This window comes from Micromonospora sp. NPDC005215 (assembly GCF_040607915.1).
Lineage (GTDB): Bacteria > Actinomycetota > Actinomycetes > Mycobacteriales > Micromonosporaceae > Micromonospora.
This window is the reverse complement of the sequence record NZ_JBEXHQ010000030.1, coordinates 52,294-72,111: the sequence shown is the minus strand read 5'-3', so window position 1 is coordinate 72,111 and position 19,818 is coordinate 52,294. Positions and strand designations below refer to the sequence as shown.

Sequence of the window (19,818 nt, the reverse complement as noted above, 5' to 3'; positions counted from 1 at the left end):
CTAGGTCGACACGGTGGCCGCAACCGCATCGACAGGTCACCGCCACGCCGAGGGGCAGGTGCGCCGGAAATGTCAGCAATGTCACGCGGACTGTACTATATTGATCCTCGACTGTGGCACGGCGGGTAATCGGGAAAGCCCCGAAAACCGGACAAACAGGCTGTGGGCTTGCTCACCGCCCGGAGTTTTTCCGAGCGTCACCCTTGACATCACGACTGTTCGTGAAAGTATTCACAAGCGAACTTGAGTTACCGGGACATTGCCTGGATATGCTCGTCAGGTTGAGCTGTTCCAGCAGGTCCCCGGCGCTAACTGCCTGCTCACGCACTGCCGAATGGACGGACGCTAACCGTCACCACCGGCACTGCGGATGCATATAGGAAAAGCACTACCAAGCAATTGTTGCCACCCATCCAGAATGAGGAGTGTTGCCGCCATGGACTGGCGTCACCATAGTGTCTGCCGCGACGAGGACCCGGAGCTGTTCTTCCCGATCGGGACGTCCGGGCCGGCTCTCCTGCAGGTCGAGCAGGCCAAGGCCGTCTGCAGGCGCTGCTCCGTGACCGACCAGTGCCTGCAGTGGGCACTCGAGTCCGGTCAGGACGCCGGCGTCTGGGGCGGAATGAGCGAAGAGGAGCGGCGCGCTGTCAAGCGGCGCGGCGGCCTCCGCGTGTTGCGCGCTCACTCCGCCTGATCCCAACAACACCGCTGTACGCCCCGGTGGGTCCGCCCACCGGGGCGTTCCGCTGTCCGCCACAGGTTCAGCCGGCCGGCGCCACCACGCGGCCGGACGACCCGTCGTCGACCCGGCGCAGCACCACGTCGACCAACTCCGGCGCATCGGTCAACGGGGCGGACACCGCCACCGCGCCGGCCGCCCGAGCCGCCTCGGTCACCGCGTCGTGGAACAGGCCCGGCGCCAGGAAGTACGTGGACACCGCGACCCGCCGTGCGCCGGCCGCCCGCAGCCGGGACACCGCCACACCGGCCGCCGGTGGAGCCGCCGACGCGTACGCCACCCGACAGGGCACCCCGAACTCCGCGCCGAGCGCGTCCGCAGCCTGACCGACCGAACGGCGTGCCCGCGCGTCCCGGGTGCCCGCCGCGGCCAACACCAGCGCGTCGACGCGGCCCGGCAGCACCTCGGCGAGCCGTCGACGCAGCCCGGCCAGCAGCCCCGGGTCGACAGTTCCGTCCGCCGGGCCGAGCACGTCGGTCACCCGCACCGCCAGTGGTGACTCGGCCTGCACCGCCGCGCTGACCGCCGCCGGAATGTCCACCCGATGGTGGTACGCGGCGGTCAACAGCAGCGGCACCAGCACCGCCCGACGGTGACCGGCGGCCGCCAGCCCGCGCAGCACCTCGGTCGGCCCCGGCTCGGTGTGGTCCAGCCAACTCGCCCAGACCGGCGTGCCGGGCCGGGCCGCCGACACGGCCCGGGCGAGTGCCCGGGTGGCATCGGCAGCTCGCGGATCCCGGCTGCCGTGTGCGACAAGCACCACCGGGTCCGCCCCGCCGGCCGCACCTGGGCCGGTCGGGGTCGTCGCCGGCGAGGTCAGACGTGCAGCCCGCACTCGGTCTTCTCGAACATGGCCCACCGGCCGGCCCGTGCGTCCTCGCCGGCCTTGGTCCGCCGGGTGCACGGCCAGCAGCCGATCGACCCGTATCCCTGCTTGAACAACTCGTTCACCGGCACGTTGAAGCGGGCGATGTAGGCGTCCACATCCGCCTGCGTCCAGGCCGCGATCGGGTTGACCTTGACCTTGCCCCGCCGCGCGTCGAACGTCACCACCGGCGTGTTGGCCCGGGTCGGCGACTCGTCCCGGCGCAGGCCCGCGGCCCAGGCGTCATACCCGGACAGCGCCCGCTCCAACGGCTCCACCTTGCGCAACTGGCAGCAGTCGTCCGGCGACTTGTTGAACAACCGGGGGCCGTACTGGCCATCCTGCTGGCCGACGGTGAGCCGGGGCCGGATCGACCGGACGTTCACCGGAAGCGTGCGGGCCACCTCGTCGCGCACCCGTAGCGTCTCGGGGAAGTGCAGGCCGGTGTCGAGGAAGACCACGTCCACCCCGGGCGCCACCCGGGACACCAGGTGCGCCAGCACCGCGTCGGCCATCGAGCTGGTGACGCAGAACCGGTCACCGAAGGTCTGTGCCGCCCAGCGGGCGATCTCCAGCGCCGGGGCGCCCTCCAGATCCCGAGCCGCCTGCTCGGCCAGCGTCCGCAGCTCGTCCGGATTGCGCCCGGCGGGGTCGGCCGAGGTCGAAGCACCCGGCCCGACCAGGCGCAGGCTCGCGGCGGAGACGAGACTCATCGGGTCACCGCCCGCGAGAGCAGCCCGGTGAACTTCACCGAGAAGACCCGGGTGCAGGCGTGGCACTCCCAGGCGCCGTGCCCCGCCTCGTGCGGCCGCAGGTCCTCCTCGCCGCAGTAGGGGCAGTACAGAGGTGCCGCTCGGTTCTCGCTGCTCACCGCAGTGCCTCCTCGTCGACTCTGATCACCCAGTTGGCGAAGGTCTCGCCCTCGCTCCGGCCGGCCAGGTAGCGGCGGGCCAGCCGTTCCACGTACTCCGGAAGCTCGTCGGCGGTGGTCTTCAGACCGCGCAGCTTGCGACCGAAACCGGCGGTCTGCCCCTGGGCCATGCCCAGCCCGCCGCCGAGATGCACCTGGAAGCCCTCCACCTGCCGGCCGTCGGGACCGACCACCAGCTGCCCCTTGAGCCCGATGTCGGCCACCTGCGTGCGAGCGCAGGCGTTGGGGCAGCCGTTGATGTGGATCGAGATGTCCGCGTCGAAGTCACGCAGCCGCTGCTCCAGCCGGGCCACCAACTCCTCGCCGCGGGCCTTCGTCTCGACGATGGCGAGTTTGCAGTACTCGATGCCGGTGCAGGCCATCGTGCCGCGCCGCCAGGCCGACGGCCGGGCCTCCAGGCCAATGCCACGCAGCGCGTCGACAAGCGACTCCGTCCGCTCCGACGGCACGTCGAGCACCAGCAGCTTCTGGTACGGGGTGAGCCGTACCCGGTCGCTGCCGTGCGCCTCGACCACGTCGGCCAGCTGGGCGAGCTGCCCGCCGGAGACCCGCCCGACCACCGGCGCGGCGCCCACGTAGTGCCGCCCGTCGGCCTGCTCGTGCACGCCCACGTGGTCGACCGGCTTCGCCGGCAGGACCGGCGCCGGGCCGTCGAGCAACGTACGCCCGAGGTACTCCTTCTCCAGCACCTCGCGGAAGCGCTCCACGCCCCAGTCGGCCACCAGGAACTTCAGCCGGGCCCGGTTGCGCAGCCGGCGGTAGCCGTAGTCGCGGAAGATCCCGACCACCCCGGCCCACACGTCCGGAATCTCGGCCAGCGGCACCCAGACGCCGAGCCGCCGGGCCAGCATCGGGTTGGTGGAGAGACCGCCGCCGACCCAGACGTCGAAGCCGGGGCCGTGCTCGGGGTGCTCGACACCGAGCAAGGCGATGTCGTTCGACTCGTACGGGGTGTCGACCAGCCAGGAGATGGACGTCTTGAACTTGCGGGGCAGATTGGAGAACTGCTTGTCGCCGACGTACCGGGCGACGATCTCGTCGATCGCCGGCGTCGGGTCGAGCAGCTCGTCGCGGGCCACCCCGGCGACCGGGCTGCCCAGCACGATCCGGGGGCAGTCGCCGCACGCCTCGGTGGTCTGCAGGCCGACCGACTCCAGCCGCCGCCAGATCTCCGGCATGTCCTCGACCCGGATCCAGTGGTACTGGATGTTCTGCCGGTCGGTGATGTCAGCGGTGTCCCTGGCGAACTCCCGGGAGATGTCAGCGACAACCCGCAACTGGGCCAGGCTGAGCTGACCGCCGTCGATGCGGACCCGCAGCATGAAGAACTCGTCTTCCAGCTCGTGCGGCTCCAGCACGGCGGTGCGCCCGCCGTCGATGCCCGCCTTGCGCTGGGTGTAGAGGCCCCACCAGCGGAACCGGCCGCGCAGATCCTGCGGGTCGATGGAGGCGAAGCCGCGGTGCGCGTAGATGGTCTCGATCCGGGCCCGGACGTTGAGCGGGTCGTCGTCCTTCTTGATCCGCTCGTTGGGGGTGAGCGGCTCGCGGTGGCCGAGCGCCCACTGACCCTCACCCCGGGGCCGGCGCTGCGCCCGGGCCGGGCGGGTCGTCGGGTCCTCGGAACGGGCCGGGATGCTTTCGACCGCCATCGCGGCGTCCTCCGTTGTCTGCTGTGCCTCGAAGCACGCGCGGGGCGCGGCGGCCGGCCCGGCGAAAGCGGGCGGGACAACGGTGTCGGAGACAGCCGGCGCAGAGCGCGCCCGAGACAGATTGGTCGGGCGTCGTCAGTAGGCCGGACAGATCGCGCTGCGCACGCGGCCGTAGTCGACGTGGCGACGGGCCACGAAGCGGCGGACGACAGCGGCGGTCATGTGCCCATGCTGCCACACCGCAGGAGCGCCAGCCAATGCTCACGTGCGGGATCCCACATCACGGGCAGGGGCTAGCCGACGAGCTGGTCACCGAGAACAGTTCGGGCATAGCGGACCACCCGCCCCTGGCGTACGCCGGCGATCAGGCCGTTGTCCCGCAGCGTGGTGAGGTGATGTGACGCGGTCGCTGCCGCGAGGCCCAACATCGCGGCCAGCTCGCCGGTGCTCAGCGGTGTGTCGAGCAGGGACAACGCCGCCGCCCGCGTACTGCCGAGCAGCGCGCCCAACGCGGCGCTGGGCGGCGGCGACGTCCACAGCGCGCCCAACCCGACGGGCGGATAGCAGAGGGCCGGCCCGGCGTCACCTTCCATGATCGCGTGCACCGTCGGCCCGGCGAAGGAGGTGGGCAGCAGCGTCCAGGGGTAGCCGGCCACACCGGCTGGCCGGGTCGTGCCGACAGCGACGCGCAGCGCCGTGCCGTCCCAACGGATCGACGGGTGTAGCTCACGGAGCAGGGTGCGCCCGCCCTGCTCGGCGGCGAGGAGCGTCCGCCGCCGGATGTCGGCCAGCGCGAGCGCCCGCAGCCGTGGCCAGTCCGGCGCGATCAACAGGGTGAAGTAACGACGGAGCTGCGCGACCAGCTCGTCCGGGGCCAGCCGGGGCGCACCGGCCCGGTCCAGTTGCCGCCGTACCCGGGTCGGGTCGGTGCCGGCGACCGCCCGCAGCTCGGCCGCCAGATTCGGGGCCACCCCGATCGGAGTGAGGAAGTCCGGCACATACCCGTTGGACGACGTGAGCACCGCCAGCAGCGGCTCCAGGCCGGCACCGGGCAGCAGCCGCTCGGCACGCTCCCGCCAGGGCCGGTGCATCCAGTACTTCGCGGGCTTTCGCAGCGCCCAGGAACTGGCCACCAGCTCGGCAAGCGGCGAGTGCACGAACCGGACCCGACTCAGATCGTCCGGCGTGAACTGGACCTCGATCACCGACAGATTCGACCACGTTCGAACGGTTCGGCGACAGCACGCGACCGCCTGAGGATCCTGCTATGGAATACAGGCAACTGGGCCGGTCGGGCCTGCGCGTCAGCGCTGTCGCGTACGGCAACTGGGTCACCCACGGCAACCAGCTCGACGACGACACGGCGGGCGCGTGCGTGGCCGCCGCCCTGGACGCGGGCATCACCACCTTCGACACCGCGGACCGGTACGCCCAGGGGCGGGCCGAGCTGGCGCTGGGCAAGGCGCTGAGCGGCGTCCGGCGCAGCTCGATCGAGCTGTGCACGAAGGTGTTCCTGCCGGTCGGGCCGGGCGCCAACGACTCCGGACTGTCCCGCAAGCACATCATCGAGAGCTGCCACGCCTCGCTGGGTCGGCTGAGCACCGACTACGTCGACCTCTACCAGGCACACCGGTACGACGACAGCGTGCCGCTGGAGGAGACGATGCTCGCCTTCGCCGACCTGGTCCGCCAGGGCAAGGTGCTCTACGTCGGCGCCTCCGAGTGGACCGCCCCGCAACTGCGTGCGGGCCGGCGGCTCGCCGCCGACCTGCACGTCCCGTTCATCGCCAACCAGCCGCAGTACTCGATGCTGTGGCGGGTGGTGGAGGCCGACGTGGCGCCCACGAGCGCGGAACTCGGGCTGGGTCAGCTCGCCTGGGCGCCGCTCGCGATGGGCGTGCTGACCGGCAAGTACGAGCCCGGCCGACGCCCACCCGCCGACTCCCGGGCCACCGACGGCTTCGGCGGGTCGTTCATCGCCCGCTACTCGTCGGACCTGCTGCTCTCCCGGGTCCGCCAGCTCCGGTCGATCGCGGATGCGGCCGGCTGCACGATGGCCCAGTTGGCGGTGGCGTGGGTGTTGCACCGGCCGACCGTGGCCAGCGCGATCGTCGGCGCGTCACGACCCGAGCAGCTCGCCGAGACGGCCGGCGCGGCATCGGTCCGGCTGGACGACGAGCTGATGGAGCGGATCGACGCCGTGCTCGGCGATCTCGTCGAGCGTGATCCGGCGAAGACGGCCCGGCCGAACGACGTGATGCCCGCCTGGCGCCCACCGCCTGCGGCCGGCTGACACCACGAACGGCAGGACCGTGGCAGGCTCTGATCGTGGGCAGATTGTCCGAGTCGACCGGCGCGGCGTGGGAGCACCTGCGCCGCGTACCGGTCTGGCTCACCCCGGCGCTGCTGACCCTGGCGGTGACCCTGACCGGGCTGGGTTCCGCCCAGCTCTGGCGTGACGAGCTGGCGACCTGGAGCGCGGCCAGCCGGTCGCCCGAGGACCTGGCTCGGTTGGCCGGCACCATCGACGCCGCCACCGGGCCCTACTACCTGCTGATGCACAGCTGGACCGCGATCGTCGGCAACTCCACGGTCGCCCTGCGCGCACCGGCCGTGCTGGCGATGACCGTGGCGGCCGGGTTGCTCGCCGTGCTCGGGGCGCGGCTCGTCGACCGGCGCACCGGCCTGTTCGCCGGGCTGCTGTTCGCGGTCCTTCCCGGCACGTCCCGCTACGGGCAGGAGGCTCGCCCGTACGCGTTGGCGACAATGCTCGCGGTGCTCGCCACCCTGCTGCTGGTGGCCGCCCTGCGCCGGCCGAGCTGGGCCCGCTGGGCCGGGTACGCCGCCGCCGTCGCCGCTCTCGGGCTCATCCACCTGATCGCGCTGACCCTGCTCGCCGCGCACGGTCTGGTCGTCCTGCTCGCCTGGTGGCGCGGCCCGACCGTGGCCGGCGTCGCCAACCGGGACCGTCTCACCGGCGAGCGGGACCGGCGGGTGTGGCGGTGGGTGGTCGCCGTGGTGCCGGTCGCGCTGCTTGTCGCTCCGCTGCTGCTCAAGGCCCGGGCCCAGCGGTCCCGGCAGCTGAACTGGGTCAGCCTGGTGAGGTTGGACGACCTGAGCGCGCTGCCCGGTGGCGTGGCCCAGAGCAGCGTGGTGGGCGGCCTGCTGGTCGGGGTCGCCGCGCTGGGCGCGGCCCGGCTCGGGCGTCGTGCCCTGCTGCCGGTGAGCGCGGTGCTGCTGCCCGTGCTGCTGCTGTTCGCCGCCGGCGAGGTCGTACCGCTGTGGGTGCCCCGGTACCTGGTCTTCGTGGTGCCCTTCGCCTGCCTGCTGGCGGGCGCGGCGTTGGCCGCGGTGGCCGTGCCGGCCGCGCTCGCCGTGGTGGTCCTGGCCGGGTTGCTCGGCCTTCCCGACCAGGCGGCGCTGCGGCGCACCCATGAATGGCCGCGCAGCGCGCCGGTGGACTACGCGGGCGCGGCGCGGGTGATCGCCGACGGTCAGCGGCCGGGCGACGCGGTGGTCTACTCGCCCCGGCAGAGTTGGCTCTTCCTCGACCTCGGCATCGAGTACCACCTCGACGACCCACCACGGGACGTGTTGGTCACCGAGGACGAGGTCCGCAGGGGCGACCTGTGGGCGGCCGAGTGCCCGCAGCCGGCGCAGTGCCTGGCCGGTACGACACGGGTGTGGCTGGTGGTCGCCGGTCGGCAGGCCGAGCCGCTGGCTGCCGTGACCGGCGCCAAGGGCGACGCCCTGCGGGCCGACTTCGCCGTCGCCCAGGTCTGGCCGCGCCCCGGCCTGACCGTCGCCCTGCTGACCAGCCGCCCCGACCGCTGACCCTCTGACCCGCTGACAGCGGCCGGTTGAGGCCGGTCTTCCCGCCCGGCGCCTCGGATCGACCGGCCAGACCGGCGAAAGCTACGGCCGGTGGCTTCGCCAGCCGTCGGACCGCTACCACCTCGGTAGGCGATATACCTGTGAGTCATATTTATGACTCACAGGTATATCGCTCGAAAGGACAGGACCGCTCGGACGCGATGCGTCGCGGGCGGCGGCGGCGGGCGGCGGTCAGGCCTGTGAACGGCCGTCGTGGGCGCTGCGGGCCAGCGGGACGACAAGCACCGCCTCGGTGCCGCCGGTGGCCCCGGCCCGCAGCTCGATGGTGCCGCGCAACTCCCCGGTGACCAGGGCCCGGACGATCTGGAGACCGAGCCGGCTGGCCTGCTCCGCGTCGAAGCCCGGCGGCAGCCCGCGCCCGTTGTCGGTCACCGATACGTGCAGCATCTTGCGGAACCGGTGCGCCGAGACCACCACCTCGGGTCGGACCGACGGATCGCTCTCGGGGGCGACGACCGGCACCATGCCCGTGGCGGCCGGTGCGGAGGTCTCCTCCGCCTCGTCGGCCGGCGGGAAGCCGTGCTCGACGGCGTTGAGCAGCAACTCGTTGAGGACCATCACCAGCGAGGTGGCGATCTCCGCCGGCAGCACACCGAAGCTGCCCCGTCGACGCATGCCGACGCTCACCTCGGTCGCCGCGACCTCGGTCGCCGCGCTGGCCACCCGGTCCACGATGCCGTCGAACTCGACCGCCTCGTCGCTGGACATGGAGAGCGTCTCGTGCACCAGGGCGATCGAGGCGACCCGGCGGACCGATTCCTCCAGCGCGACGCGCGCCTCCGGCATGGCCACCCGGCGGGCCTGCAACCGCAGCAGCGCGGCGACGGTCTGGAGGTTGTTCTTCACCCGGTGGTGGATCTCCCGGATCGTCGCGTCCTTGGTGATCAGCGCTCGATCCCGGCGGCGAACCTCGGTGATGTCCCGGACCAGCACGAGCGCGCCGATCGGCACCCCGGCGGGCATCAGTGGCAGCGCTCGGGTGAGCATCGTGGCGCCGCGGGCGTCGATCTCCCGGCGCGGTGGCGCCTCGCCGCGCAGGGCGGCCAGGATGCCGTTCGCCGCCTCGGTGCCGTCCAGCGGATCGCCGGCCAGCCGGCGGTGCAGCGCGGCCAGGTCCTCGCCCACCAGGTGGGAGGCGTAGCCCAACCGGCGGTACGCGGACTGCGCGTTCGGGCTGGCGTAGGTGACCTTGCCGCCGGCATCGAGCCGGACCAGGCCGTCGCCGACCCGGGGCGCGGAGGTGGTCTCGCCCGGGTGCCGCGGCGGCGGGAAGGTGCCGTCCGCGATCATCTGTGCCAGGTCGTCGGCAGTGGTCAGGTAGTTGAGCTCCAGCTGACTCGGGGTACGGGCGGTGGAGAGGTTGGTGTCCCGCCCCACCACGGCGATCACCTCGCCGGCCTCCCCCTCGGCGGTCCGCAACCGGACCGGGATCGCCTCGTGCCGGGCCGGCACGTCGCCGTACCAGACCGGGTCGCCCTCCCGCCAGATCCGGCCCTGGGAGTACGCCACCCCGAGGTGGGCCACCTCCGGCCCGCCGACGATCCGCCCCACCTGGTCGTCCTGGTACGCGGTGGGTGCGGTGGTCGGGCGGACCTGGGCGACGCAGAGGAACGTGCCGTCGGCGTCGACCGGCACCCAGAGCAGCAGGTCAGCGAAGGAGAGATCGGAGAGCAGTTGCCAGTCGCCGGCGATGCGGTGCAGGTGGTCGATGTCGGCCGGACGGAGATGGGTGTGCTCCTCGGCGAGGTCGCGCAGCGTGGACACGGTGACCAGGGTGCCACGCCACCCCTCACATCGTCGCGGTGACCTTCTTCAACCCGCGTGGCGCGTCCGGGTCCTCACCTCGGGTGAGCGCCAGGGCCAGCGCCAACCGCTGCAACGGCAGGATGTCCAGCAGCGGGGCGTACCGCTCGTCGACCTCGGGGACGGCCAGCCGGGTGGCGCCCGGCACGTCGGCGGAGCCGACCACCACGACGTCGGCGCGGCGTTCGCCGAGGCGGGGCAGCACCTCGCCCATCGAGCGTCCCCCCGGCCCGGAGCCGACCACGGCGAGCACCGGGACCTCCGGATCGGTCATCGCGAGCGGGCCGTGCAGCAGGTCGGCGCCGGAGAAGGCGAGCGCCGGCAGGTACGAGGTCTCCATCAGCTTCAGCGCCGCCTCCCGGGCGGTCGGGTAGGCGTACCCCCGGCCGGTGGTGACCAACTGGCGGGCGAACCGGTAGCGCGGCGCGAGCCGGGCCGGGGTGTCGTCGGCCAGGGTGCGGGCGGCCAATTCGGGCAGCGCGTCGAGCGCCTCCCGTTCGGCCGCGGGGAGCACGCCGTCGCCGGCCCGGATCCCCTCCACCAGCATCAGCAGGGCGAGCAGTTCGGCTGTGTACGTCTTGGTGGCGGCCACGGCCCGCTCGTGCCCGGCGGCGATGTCGACGCTCAGCTCGGCCACGTCCACCAGCGGCGAATCTGGCGCGTTTGTCACAGCGAGGGTCAGCGCGCCGGACGCGCGGGCGGCGCGCAGCACCTCGGCCAGGTCGGGTGAGCCGCCGCTCTGGCTGACCCCGACGACCAGCGCGTCGGACAGGTCGGGGCGGGCTCCGAACAGGGTGACGACGCTGGGCGAGGCGAGCCCGGCGGGCAGGCCGAGCCGGATCTCGGTCAGGTACGCCCCGTAGAGGGCCGCGTGGTCGGAGGTGCCCCGGGCGGTGAAGACCACGTGCCGTGGGCGACGTTCGGCGATGACCGCCGCCACCCGGGCGATCTCGGCGGCGTTGGCGGCCGAGAGCAGGCGCGCGTAGCCAGCCGGCTGCTCGTCGATGTCGGCGGCCATGCCGGCCCCTGCACGTGTCACGAAAACCCCTCCCCCTGCGCGATTGCCGCGCGATTCTTGCTCAGTCTTGCACTTTTTACCGTGTCTCAGCAATCGAACGAGCAGGAGTGCGCAGATGATCACCAGTTGATCTCAATATCAACTAAGCTTGGCGTGCTGCACCCGGCCTAGCCCAGCGACGAGAGGACGACGTGCCCGAGGGAACGGACGACCCCGCGCTCTCCGCGACGGAGGAGCTGGCGCTGGCCCGGCTGGCACTCGACGAGGGCGACCTGCACCACGCCGCCGGCCACCTCGCCGGCGCGCTGGCGCGGGCCCCCACCCTCCCGGAGGTGCACGAGACGCTGGCCCGGCTCGCCGCGGCCAGCGGCGGTGGCCTCGGCCTCTTCCCGATCAACCACCACACCTTCGTGGGCGCTGTCGTCGCCCGCGCCCACCTGCTCGCCACCGCCGGCCGCCCCGCCGAGGGGCTGGAGTTGCTGGCCGCGGCGACCGCGTACGCGCCCGGCACCCAGTGGGCGGGCGTTCCCTGGGTCACCGCGCCCGAGCTGGCCGAACGGCTGGAGCCGGAGCACATCGCCCGGATCCTCATGCAGGTCTGCGCCGCGCTGCCGGACCCGGTGCCGCGGGTCGACCGGGGCGCCCTCACGCCGTACCTCACGCTGGCCCGCAACGCGGCCACCGTCCACCCCGAGTACGGCCTGCTGCTGGGCGCAGCGTCCGCGCTGGCCCGGCGTCTCGGTGAGGCCGCGCTGGCGGTGCGCTGGGCCACCCGAGGGGTACGCGCGCAACCCTCGAAGATGGGCGAGGTCTGGCTCGGGTACGCGTACCGCAGCGCGGGCCGGACCCGCGACGGCCTCGCCGCCCTCGGTCGGGCCGTCGAGCTGGACCCCGACGACCTGGCGATCTACGCGGACATCGCCGGCACCCTGGCCGAGATCGGCCGGTTGGACGAGGCGCTGGAGTGGACCGAGCGGGCGCTGGCGCGCGACCCGTCCTTCGACTGCGCGGTGCACACCGCCCACCGGCTGCGGCACCTGCGCGACGGCGACCTGGCCCACCTGGTCGCGCTCGCCGACTTCGTCCGCGACCACCCCGACGACAGCCACGAGCATGGTGACCTGGCCCAGTGCTGCCGCGGCAGACCCTGGCTCGGCCAACTGACCCCGGCCGGCGGCCCCCTGGTCGACGCGATGCGCCAGGCGGTGGCCGATGACGACAACGGTTCCGGCAGCGCCGTACGCCTGTCCGCCGCAGCCCCGCCGAGCGCCGTCCGGACGGCGACGTCCACCGCCCCCGGGCTGCGGATCGACGTCGTCGGCTCGGCGGAGCCGGACCCGCGCGAGCCCCGGCGGGCGTCCGCCCAGCGGTTGTGGCACTACGCGGACAACGTCCCCACGCCCGCGCTGCCGGCGCCCTCGGCGACGGCGGTCGAACGGATCGGTCAGCTCGCCCACCCGGCGTGGCCGCACCCCCCGGCGGCGTACGACGCTGCGGTGGGCCTCGCCGGCCTCGAGGTGGCGGACCTGCTCGGCCTGCTGGTGCACCCGCCGGCGGCGCCGGCCAACGCGGTGGGTCGGCTGCTGGCCGCCCACGATCCGTCGATCTGGGTCCGCGGCGTGCAGGTGTGGGCCTGCCTGGGGCTGCTGCACCACCGCACCGACGAGCCGTGGGAGGGCTCGACCCGGCGCCGCGTGCTGCTCGACCTGATCTGGGACGTCGAGGACTGGGTCACCGAGGCGGCGCTGTTCGCCCTGGTCACGGCCGCCTGGGTGGATCCCTCGGTACGGTCGGACGTGGCGCGGGTGGTGGCGGAGCGGCTCGCCGACGCGGCCGTCGTCGCGCGGGCCCGGCCGGTCCCGATCGCCATCTCGCTTGCCCACCTGGCGCTCGCCGTCCCGGAGTTGGACAAGGCCACCGCGGCACTGGCCACCGAACTGCTTGGCAGGCTCTCGCCCCAACTCCCCCGCCCCCGTAACCCGCTCCGCCGCCTCTGGCAGCGCCTGCGCGGCGCCCGCGCCCACTAGGCGCGCGGTCGCGGGAAAACGGCGCACGCCGCGCCGACCCGGACGGGGCGACGCGGCGTGCGGTGCGGATGTCGGGTCAGGCGACCGGAGCTGCCTTGCCGAGGGCGACCTCGGCTTCCTCCTCCGGGGTGGCCTGCGGCGGTGCCTCGTTGGCGGTACGCAGCGGGATCTCCTTGATGAACCAGGCGAGCACCGGGATCGCGACGGTGAACAGCACCGCCCACAGGAAGACGTGCGAGATCGAGTCGGCGAGACCGCCGAGCACCAGCTCACGCGCCTGGGCGGGCAGTTCCTTGAGCTTCGCCAGGTCCATCCCGCCACCCTCGCCGCCGCCATCGAAGGCCGCGCCGGCGGCGGAGTCGGCGAGCCGGTTCGCGAAGATCGCGCCGAACAGCGAGATGCCGAACGAGCCGCCGATCGACCGGAAGAACGTCGCCGCGCCACTGGCCGCCCCGAGGTCCTTCTGCTCCACGCTGTTCTGCGCGATCAGCATCGAGGTCTGCATGAGGAAGCCCATACCGGCGCCGAGCACGACCATGTACAGCGAGGACATCAGCTTGCTGGTGTCGGTGTCGAGCATCGACAGCAGCGCCATACCCGTGGTCATCACCACGCCACCGATGATCGGGTACGCCCGGTACTTGCCGGTCTTCGTGATCGCCCGGCCGACGACAAGCGAGACGACAAGCATGCCGAACATCAGCGGCAGCAGCAGCAGGCCACTGTTCGTCGCCGACGCCCCCTGCACGGTCTGCTGGTAGAGCGGCAGGAAGTTCATCGCGCCGAACATCGCGAAGCCGAGCAGGAAGCCGATCAACGAGATCAGCGCGAAGTTGCGGTTGGTGAAGAGCTTCAGCGACAGGATCGGCTCCGTTACCCGGCGCTCGACCAGGCCGAACGCCACCAACGCGAGAACAGCCAGGACCACCAGGCCGAGGATCTGCGGCGACGTCCAGTCGTACTCGTTGCCACCCCAGGTGGTGATGAGCACGATCCCGGTGATGCCCACCGAGAGCAGACCGGCGCCGAGCCAGTCGATCCGGTGCTCGGTGCGGTACTTCGGCAGGTGCATCGTGGTGATCAGCACGAGCAGCGCGACCCCACCCAGCGGCAGGTTCACGTAGAACGCCCAGCGCCAGGAGAGGTGGTCGGTGATGAAGCCACCGGCCAGCGGGCCGGCGACCATGGCGATGGCCATGATGCCGGCGATCATGCCCTGGTAGCGCCCACGCTCGCGGGGCGGGACCAGGTCACCGATGATTGCCATCACGCCGACCATGAGCCCACCGGCACCGAGGCCCTGCACGGCCCGGAAGGCGATGAGCTGGACCATGCCGTCCTGCGGGCCGCCGAGCATCCCGGAGCCGGCCATGCCACAGAGGGCCGAGCCGACGATGAAGACGACGACGGAGGTCAGGAAGACCGACTTGCGGCCGTAGAGGTCACCGAGCTTGCCCCAGATCGGGGTGGAGACGGTGGTGCCCAGAACGTACGCGGTGACCACCCAGGTGAAGTGGTTGAGGCCGCCGAACTCGCCGACGATCCGCGGTAGCGCGGTGCTGACGATCATGTTGTCGAGCATCGCGAGCATCATCGCGATCATCAGCCCGAACAGCACGACCCGGATGTTGTTGGGTCGTACTCCGGCCTGGGTTGCCTGAGTCATGGGTAAGCTCCCCCCGAGGATTCCTTACTTACTTGCCGCCCGGCTAGTCACCTTACTAGCCGCACGGTAAGTTGGGTAGGAAGCACGGTCAAGCCAATAGGGGGGCGTGAGTGAGGGAGAGCACAGGCGGGACGCGGGAGCGGATCAAGGCCGTCGCACTCGAACTCTTCACCGAGCAGGGCTACGAGAAGACCTCGCTGCGGGAGATCGCCGAGCGCCTCAACGTCACAAAGGCCGCGCTCTACTACCACTTCAAGAGCAAGGACGACATCGTCGCCAGCTTCGTCGAGGACCGACTGGAGCGGATGGACGCGCTGACCGCCTGGGCCGGGACGCAGCCCGCCACCCTGGCCACCCGCCGCGAGCTGATCTCCCGATACGCGGACACGATGTTCGACGGCACCCAGCCGTCGGTGATGCGCTTCTTCGAGCAGAACCAGACCGCGCTCAAGAGCCTCTCCGCCGGCCAACAGATGCGCGGTCGGATGTTGGCGCTTGCCGACGCGCTCTGCCGGGGCGACGATTCCCCCGCCGCCCAACTGCGCGCCGCGCTGTCCCTGTTCGCGGTGCACACCAGCTGGTTCGCGGTCCGCGCGCCGCACATCAGTGACGACGAACGCCGCAAGCTCGCCCTGGAGGTGGCCGACGAGTTGCTGGCCGCCATCGGCACCGAGGCCGACGACGCCACGGCCTCGGACCGGGGCGGCGCCACGACCGGCCTGGTCTGACCGTGCCCGGCGGTCAGCCGCCGGTCAGCTCCAGTCGCAGGCCGAGCAGGTCCACGCCCGCCATCGGCGACCAGTCCTTCTCCGGCGCACTGACGAACCCGAGCCGCGAGTAGAGCCGGTACGCCGTGTCGGCCAGCCCGGCCCGGAAGCAGATCACCAGCGCCTTGCAGCCCAGCCCGGCCGCACGCTCGACGCACGCCTCCACCAGCGCCGCACCGACACCTCGCCCCTGGGCGCCCGGGTCGACAGCGAGCATCCGGAACTCCGCCTCGCCCGGCCCGGACAGCTCGGCGAACGGGGTGCCGGGCAGCACGAAGGTCACCGAGCCGAGCACCGCCCCGGTCACCTCGTCGACCGCGACCAGCACCGCGCCGCTGGCAGCCCGGGTCGGCACATCGGCCAACACCTCGCCGTACCCGTGCTCGCCCTTGAGCTGGCCGTCCGCCTCGTACGCGGCCACTGTCAGCCGGGCCACCGCCGGGAAGTCGGCCGGCTCGGCCGGACGGACCCGCACCCCGGTCAAGCAATCACCGCGATGAGGTCGCCGTCCTGCACGACGTCGCCCTCGTGGACCGCGAGCTGCTCGATCACGCCATCGGACTCGGCGACGACCGGGATCTCCATCTTCATCGACTCAAGGATCACCAGGGTGTCGCCCTCGGCCACGGTGTCACCTGCCGTGGCGACGACCTTCCAGACGTTAGCCACCATCTCGGCGCGGATCTCCTCGGCCATGTCCGGGCCCTCCCTTTTCGCGATGTGCCTGCCGACGTATCCAATCATGCGACGTCCGCCGGTGGACGCGCAGCGGCACGGCCGGGATGGCGCACCCGCCCCGGGGAAAGGCGGCGGGTGTCGACCGCACTACCATCAGCGGGTCGGACCCGTTGCCGGGCCGCCGGTGGGTGCACCGACGCCGAGGTCGTGGGCAGCACGGATCCGCCCCAATCACGAGGAGGTCAGCATGGCGAAGAAGTCCCGGAAGAAGAAGGCTCGTAAGAAGAGCGCCGCGAACCACGGCAAGCGTCCCAACTCCTGAACGGGTCGACGGGCCGACGGCCCGTCACCGATCAGCTCGACCCGGCCGACGCCGGGTACACCGGTGGCCCGGGTCGACAACGACCCGGGCCACCGGTCTTGACGCTGTGCCGCGCCGACGCTCAGTCGGCCAGCTCGCGGGAATCACTTGTCTCGAAGACCACCAGCTCGGTGAGCTTGACCCGCAGTCGCTCGCGCAGCTCGTCCGGGGCGGTCTCGTTGCCGCAGCACCGAGCCACCAACGCCCGCACCTCCTGCTCGAGCCCGTACTCACGCAGGCAGGGCCCGCACTCGTCCAGGTGGTGCCGGATCAGCGAACGTCGCTCGTCGGCGCACTCCAGATCCAGGTAGAGGTAGACCTCCGCGAGGACTTCGCGGCAATCCGTCTCGTGCGGCTCCCCACAGCTCACGTCACACCTCCCGGCCGGCGGCAGCGGTCGAGCCCTTGGACGAGCGGGCCGCACTGAAGCCCCGCTCCCCGGCGTAGCGCTCAAGCAACTTGCGCAGATTACGACGGCCCCGGTGCAGACGCGACATCACAGTGCCGATCGGCGTGCCCATGATGTCCGCGACCTCCTTGTAGGAGAAGCCCTCGACATCGGTGAGGTAGACGGCGAGGCGGAACTCCTCCGGCAACTGCTGGAGGGCCTCCTTGACGTCGCTGTCCGGCAGCCGGTCCAGTGCCTCCGTCTCGGCGGAGCGCAACCCACTGGAGGTGTGCGACTCGGCCTCGGCAAGCTGCCAGTCGGTGATCTCCTCGGTGGGCGCCTGGATCGGCTGGCGCTGCCGCTTGCGGTAGGAGTTGATGTAGGTGTTGGTCAGGATCCGGTAGAGCCAGGCTTTCAGGTTCGTGCCCTGCTCAAACTGGTGGAAGGCCGCGTACGCCTTCAGGTACGTCTCCTGGACCAGGTCCTCGGCATCCGCCGGGTTGCGTGTCATCCGCAGCCCAGCAGCGTAGAGCTGATCGACGAATGGCATCGCGTCCCGCTCGAATCGGGCCCTGCGCTCGTCCGTCTTCTCGGTGGTCAACCGCACATCCCCTCGCGTCGGATGCTTTCCCGCCGAGGATACGCGCACGGACCTGCCCGCAGATTCACTTCCGGCCGGTGTGCCAGTGCTCACCGCACCCGCCCCGCCCGGTCCCACCGTCGCGGGCCACTCCGGAGCATCCAGCAGCCGCTTCAGCTGCCGGGCGTCCCGCTCGTCCCGTTCCAGGCTTCGTGTCTCGGTCGGCACCGGTCACCCCCCTCGCAGAAAAGTCGTCCGGGGTTAGTAACGCGAGATGACCACTGGGGCATTCCGGCTGGCCTCCCCATTCCTGGTCCCGGCCCCGACGGCGGCCGGCGCTGGGACCAGGAAGGGCCTGGGAGGACTGGTGTCGCCGGTCCGGATCGGGCCGGCGGCACCATCGGATGCAACGACCCGCGCCCGGCACCGGAAACGGTCGCCCGGGCGAGCCGGGGGTCGACCGGATCAGTCGGGCGCCCAGCCCTGGGCGCGCAGCCAGTCGCGGACGAGGGCGGCGGTGCCGGCCGGATCCCGCCGCAGGTCGTGCGTCTCCCCGGGACGGGTCACCACCTGCACGGTCGGCCCCGGCTCCGGTGTCCCGAACGGGTCCCGGTCGCCGTTGACGACAAGCGTCGGCAGGCCGGTGTCCAGTTCAGCGGCCCGCGAGCGCTCCGGCCGCCCGGGTGGGTGCAGCGGAAAGGCCAACGCGACCACACCGGCCGCACCCACCGCACCGGCCGTGCGGCAGGCCACCCGAGCGCCACTGGAACGGCCACCGACCAGCACCGTCGGCACGTCCGCGTGCCGGTCACGCAGCACGGCGAGCACCGCCGTCCAGGCCTCGTCGAGCTGACCTGCCGGTGCCGGCGCGCGTCGACCGGCAACCCGGTAGGGCTGGGTCACCCGGACCACCACCAGGCCGGCCGCGACCGCCGCGTCCCGGACCGCGAGCAGGTCAGGGGCGTCGACGCTGCCGCCCGCGCCGTGCCCGAGCACGAACAGGGCGGTGGCCGGACCGGGCGGCAGGTCGGTGTCGATCCGCGCCGGACCACGCGGTGTGTCGATCTCGTCGCTGGGCAGCACCGACCCATTCTGCGCCGCCTGGCCGGCGACGGGTGCGGGCCGGGTGGCTGATCAGCTCAACGGGACCAGGGTGAGCAACCGGTCCCGCACCGGCGGGCCGGCGTCGTCGACGGCGCCCGGGTCCGGATCGACCTCGCCCCGCCAGGCGACAAGCATCGCCCGCCGCTCGCGGGGTGTGGTGCCACCCCAGACGCCGTGGCAGTCACCGACGTCGAGGGCCCAGGCCAGGCAGGACCCCTGTACGTCGCAACTGCGGCACAGCGCGACGGCGGCGTCCGCCGGTTCGTTCGGTGCCGGAAAGAATGTCTCCGGATCGACGCTCTGACAGGTGCCTCTGGTGCGCCACGCGTCGTCCTGTTGCCGTTCCCGCACGGCCCGCAGCAGTCGCGGATCTCGCCGCGCCGCAGCCACCTCGTGCGGGCGAGGCATACGCGCCCGTGTCATCCACCCACCTCCCCCGTGGGACCGGCAAGATCGGTGGACGTCGTCCGCCCCGTGCGAATCGACAGCCACTACCGGCGCTGTGTTCTATCGCACTTCACAACACCGAGACAAGGGTCTGCCGGGAACATGACTGAACGGCCAGGAGACGAATCGCGCGCAATCCTGGCAAATCGGCGCCTGACGATGTGCATCGGTCGGTCTCAGAACAGGGTCAACTCCTGCGGCGTCACCGCTGGCTCCACCGACACCCGGGCGGTCAATCGCGGTCCGTCATTGCGGACGTCACCCACCGCCGCCCCGACCGGCCGGATTTCCAACCCGGCGAGCCGCTCCGCCGACGTCGGGACGAGCAGCCGCTCCGGCTCGTCGGTCGGCGCCAGCCACGACGACCAGCGCTCGGGCGACAGCAGCACCGGCATCCGGTCGTGCACCTCGGCCAGATCGCCGAGCGCCGCGGTGGTCAGCACGCTGAAGGTGAGCCGGGTGTCGGCCTCGGACTGCCAGACCGACCAGATGCCAGCCAGGGCGAGCACCGAGCCGTCGCGGGGCGTCAGGTAGTACGCCTGTCGCCCACCGTCAGGCCGACGGATCCACTCGTACCAGCCGTCCGCCGGGACCAGGCAGCGGCGACGGGAGAACGACCCGGCGTACGCCCGGCTGGTGGCCACCGTCTCCGACCGCGCGTTGATCATGCGGGCCGCCCCGGCGGGAGACCGGGACCAGTGCGGCAGCAGACCCCAGCGACCGACACCGAGACTGCGGTGCCCCTCGGGGCTGACCCGGACCAGCGGCACCGGGTCGGTCGGCGCGACGTTGTGATCCGGTCGGAGCAGGCCGTCGGTGTCGTCGGACGACTCGAACAGCGCGCTCAGCTCACCGGAACTCCGGGTCGTCGCGTACCTGCCGCACATGGACCACACGCTAA

General features: G+C 72.2%; 21 protein-coding genes. 5 read left to right on the top strand and 16 right to left on the bottom strand.

The annotated features are described in order from the left end of the window. The first annotated feature begins 436 nt into the window (after window positions 1-436). Window positions 437-694, top strand: a complete 258-nt coding sequence (locus ABZU25_RS22200; protein WP_088950012.1) for a WhiB family transcriptional regulator — start codon at window positions 437-439, stop codon at window positions 692-694. 67 nt (window positions 695-761) lie between these two features. Here the strand turns inward: ABZU25_RS22200 and ABZU25_RS22195 are convergent, their stop codons facing one another. The 5 genes from ABZU25_RS22195 to ABZU25_RS22175 form a co-directional block, all read right to left on the bottom strand. Beyond that, window positions 762-1,559 carry a CbiX/SirB N-terminal domain-containing protein gene (locus ABZU25_RS22195; protein ID WP_355031289.1) on the bottom strand — a complete coding sequence of 266 codons (798 nt, stop codon included), beginning with the start codon at window positions 1,557-1,559 and terminating at the stop codon, window positions 762-764. Next, on the bottom strand, window positions 1,556-2,317 hold the full coding sequence (locus ABZU25_RS22190; RefSeq protein ID WP_355031261.1) for a phosphoadenylyl-sulfate reductase: 762 nt from the start codon (window positions 2,315-2,317) through the stop codon (window positions 1,556-1,558). The genes ABZU25_RS22195 and ABZU25_RS22190 overlap by 4 nt, the downstream gene beginning before the upstream one ends. After that, window positions 2,314-2,475 (bottom strand): hypothetical protein, encoded by a 162-nt coding sequence (locus ABZU25_RS22185; protein ID WP_167393614.1) that lies wholly within the window; start codon window positions 2,473-2,475, stop codon window positions 2,314-2,316. Before ABZU25_RS22185 ends, ABZU25_RS22190 begins: the two co-directional genes overlap by 4 nt. Next, window positions 2,472-4,184, bottom strand: a complete 1,713-nt coding sequence (locus ABZU25_RS22180; RefSeq protein ID WP_355031260.1) for a nitrite/sulfite reductase — start codon at window positions 4,182-4,184, stop codon at window positions 2,472-2,474. Before ABZU25_RS22180 ends, ABZU25_RS22185 begins: the two co-directional genes overlap by 4 nt. Before the next feature lie 293 nt (window positions 4,185-4,477). Continuing rightward, on the bottom strand, window positions 4,478-5,389 hold the full coding sequence (locus ABZU25_RS22175) for an ArsR family transcriptional regulator (RefSeq protein WP_355031259.1): 912 nt from the start codon (window positions 5,387-5,389) through the stop codon (window positions 4,478-4,480). Between the two features lie 62 nt (window positions 5,390-5,451). Here ABZU25_RS22175 and ABZU25_RS22170 point away from each other — a divergent pair, with 62 nt between their 5' ends. Next, the gene (locus tag ABZU25_RS22170) at window positions 5,452-6,477 is read left to right on the top strand and encodes an aldo/keto reductase family protein (protein ID WP_355031258.1); all 1,026 of its coding nucleotides are present in this window, start codon (window positions 5,452-5,454) and stop codon (window positions 6,475-6,477) included. A gap of 35 nt (window positions 6,478-6,512) precedes the next feature. Further along, the gene (locus tag ABZU25_RS22165; protein WP_355031257.1) at window positions 6,513-8,018 is read left to right on the top strand and encodes a glycosyltransferase family 39 protein; all 1,506 of its coding nucleotides are present in this window, start codon (window positions 6,513-6,515) and stop codon (window positions 8,016-8,018) included. Between the two features lie 231 nt (window positions 8,019-8,249). Here the strand turns inward: ABZU25_RS22165 and ABZU25_RS22160 are convergent, their stop codons facing one another. Beyond that, a complete protein-coding gene (locus tag ABZU25_RS22160) occupies window positions 8,250-9,842 on the bottom strand; it encodes a histidine kinase N-terminal domain-containing protein (RefSeq protein WP_355031256.1) in 1,593 nt (530 codons plus the stop codon). A 25-nt stretch (window positions 9,843-9,867) separates the two neighbouring features. Beyond that, a complete protein-coding gene (locus tag ABZU25_RS22155; RefSeq protein ID WP_355031288.1) occupies window positions 9,868-10,899 on the bottom strand; it encodes an SIS domain-containing protein in 1,032 nt (343 codons plus the stop codon). Between the two features lie 191 nt (window positions 10,900-11,090). Here ABZU25_RS22155 and ABZU25_RS22150 point away from each other — a divergent pair, with 191 nt between their 5' ends. Then, window positions 11,091-12,926 carry a tetratricopeptide repeat protein gene (locus ABZU25_RS22150; RefSeq protein ID WP_355031255.1) on the top strand — a complete coding sequence of 612 codons (1,836 nt, stop codon included), beginning with the start codon at window positions 11,091-11,093 and terminating at the stop codon, window positions 12,924-12,926. 76 nt (window positions 12,927-13,002) lie between these two features. Here the strand turns inward: ABZU25_RS22150 and ABZU25_RS22145 are convergent, their stop codons facing one another. Further along, window positions 13,003-14,592: an MDR family MFS transporter gene (locus ABZU25_RS22145; protein ID WP_355031254.1), complete on the bottom strand. Its 1,590-nt coding sequence runs from the start codon at window positions 14,590-14,592 to the stop codon at window positions 13,003-13,005. A 110-nt stretch (window positions 14,593-14,702) separates the two neighbouring features. Between ABZU25_RS22145 and ABZU25_RS22140 the strand changes: the two genes are divergently transcribed. Next, on the top strand, window positions 14,703-15,320 hold the full coding sequence (locus ABZU25_RS22140) for a helix-turn-helix domain-containing protein (RefSeq protein WP_355031253.1): 618 nt from the start codon (window positions 14,703-14,705) through the stop codon (window positions 15,318-15,320). Window positions 15,321-15,333: 13 nt separating this feature from the next. On the opposite strand, the gene ABZU25_RS22135 is transcribed toward ABZU25_RS22140, so the two are convergent. The 8 genes from ABZU25_RS22135 to ABZU25_RS22100 form a co-directional block, all read right to left on the bottom strand. Further along, a complete protein-coding gene (locus ABZU25_RS22135) occupies window positions 15,334-15,843 on the bottom strand; it encodes a GNAT family N-acetyltransferase (RefSeq protein ID WP_355031252.1) in 510 nt (169 codons plus the stop codon). After that, the gene (locus ABZU25_RS22130; protein ID WP_355031251.1) at window positions 15,840-16,055 is read right to left on the bottom strand and encodes a biotin/lipoyl-binding carrier protein; all 216 of its coding nucleotides are present in this window, start codon (window positions 16,053-16,055) and stop codon (window positions 15,840-15,842) included. The genes ABZU25_RS22135 and ABZU25_RS22130 overlap by 4 nt, the downstream gene beginning before the upstream one ends. Before the next feature lie 213 nt (window positions 16,056-16,268). After that, entirely contained in the window at window positions 16,269-16,439 is a 171-nt protein-coding gene (locus ABZU25_RS22125) for a hypothetical protein (protein ID WP_355031250.1), read from the bottom strand. Window positions 16,440-16,480: 41 nt separating this feature from the next. Next, window positions 16,481-16,768, bottom strand: coding sequence for a mycothiol system anti-sigma-R factor (rsrA, locus tag ABZU25_RS22120; RefSeq protein WP_030336658.1), 288 nt, complete (start codon window positions 16,766-16,768; stop codon window positions 16,481-16,483). A gap of 1 nt (window position 16,769) precedes the next feature. After that, on the bottom strand, window positions 16,770-17,594 hold the full coding sequence (locus tag ABZU25_RS22115; protein WP_355031249.1) for a sigma-70 family RNA polymerase sigma factor: 825 nt from the start codon (window positions 17,592-17,594) through the stop codon (window positions 16,770-16,772). A 237-nt stretch (window positions 17,595-17,831) separates the two neighbouring features. Then, window positions 17,832-18,449, bottom strand: a complete 618-nt coding sequence (locus ABZU25_RS22110) for an alpha/beta family hydrolase (RefSeq protein ID WP_355031248.1) — start codon at window positions 18,447-18,449, stop codon at window positions 17,832-17,834. 51 nt (window positions 18,450-18,500) lie between these two features. Continuing rightward, a complete protein-coding gene (locus tag ABZU25_RS22105; RefSeq protein ID WP_355031247.1) occupies window positions 18,501-18,893 on the bottom strand; it encodes a WhiB family transcriptional regulator in 393 nt (130 codons plus the stop codon). A 200-nt stretch (window positions 18,894-19,093) separates the two neighbouring features. Next, complete coding sequence (locus tag ABZU25_RS22100; protein WP_355031246.1) at window positions 19,094-19,804, bottom strand: SOS response-associated peptidase; 711 nt, start codon at window positions 19,802-19,804, stop codon at window positions 19,094-19,096. Between the last annotated feature and the right edge of the window lie 14 nt (window positions 19,805-19,818).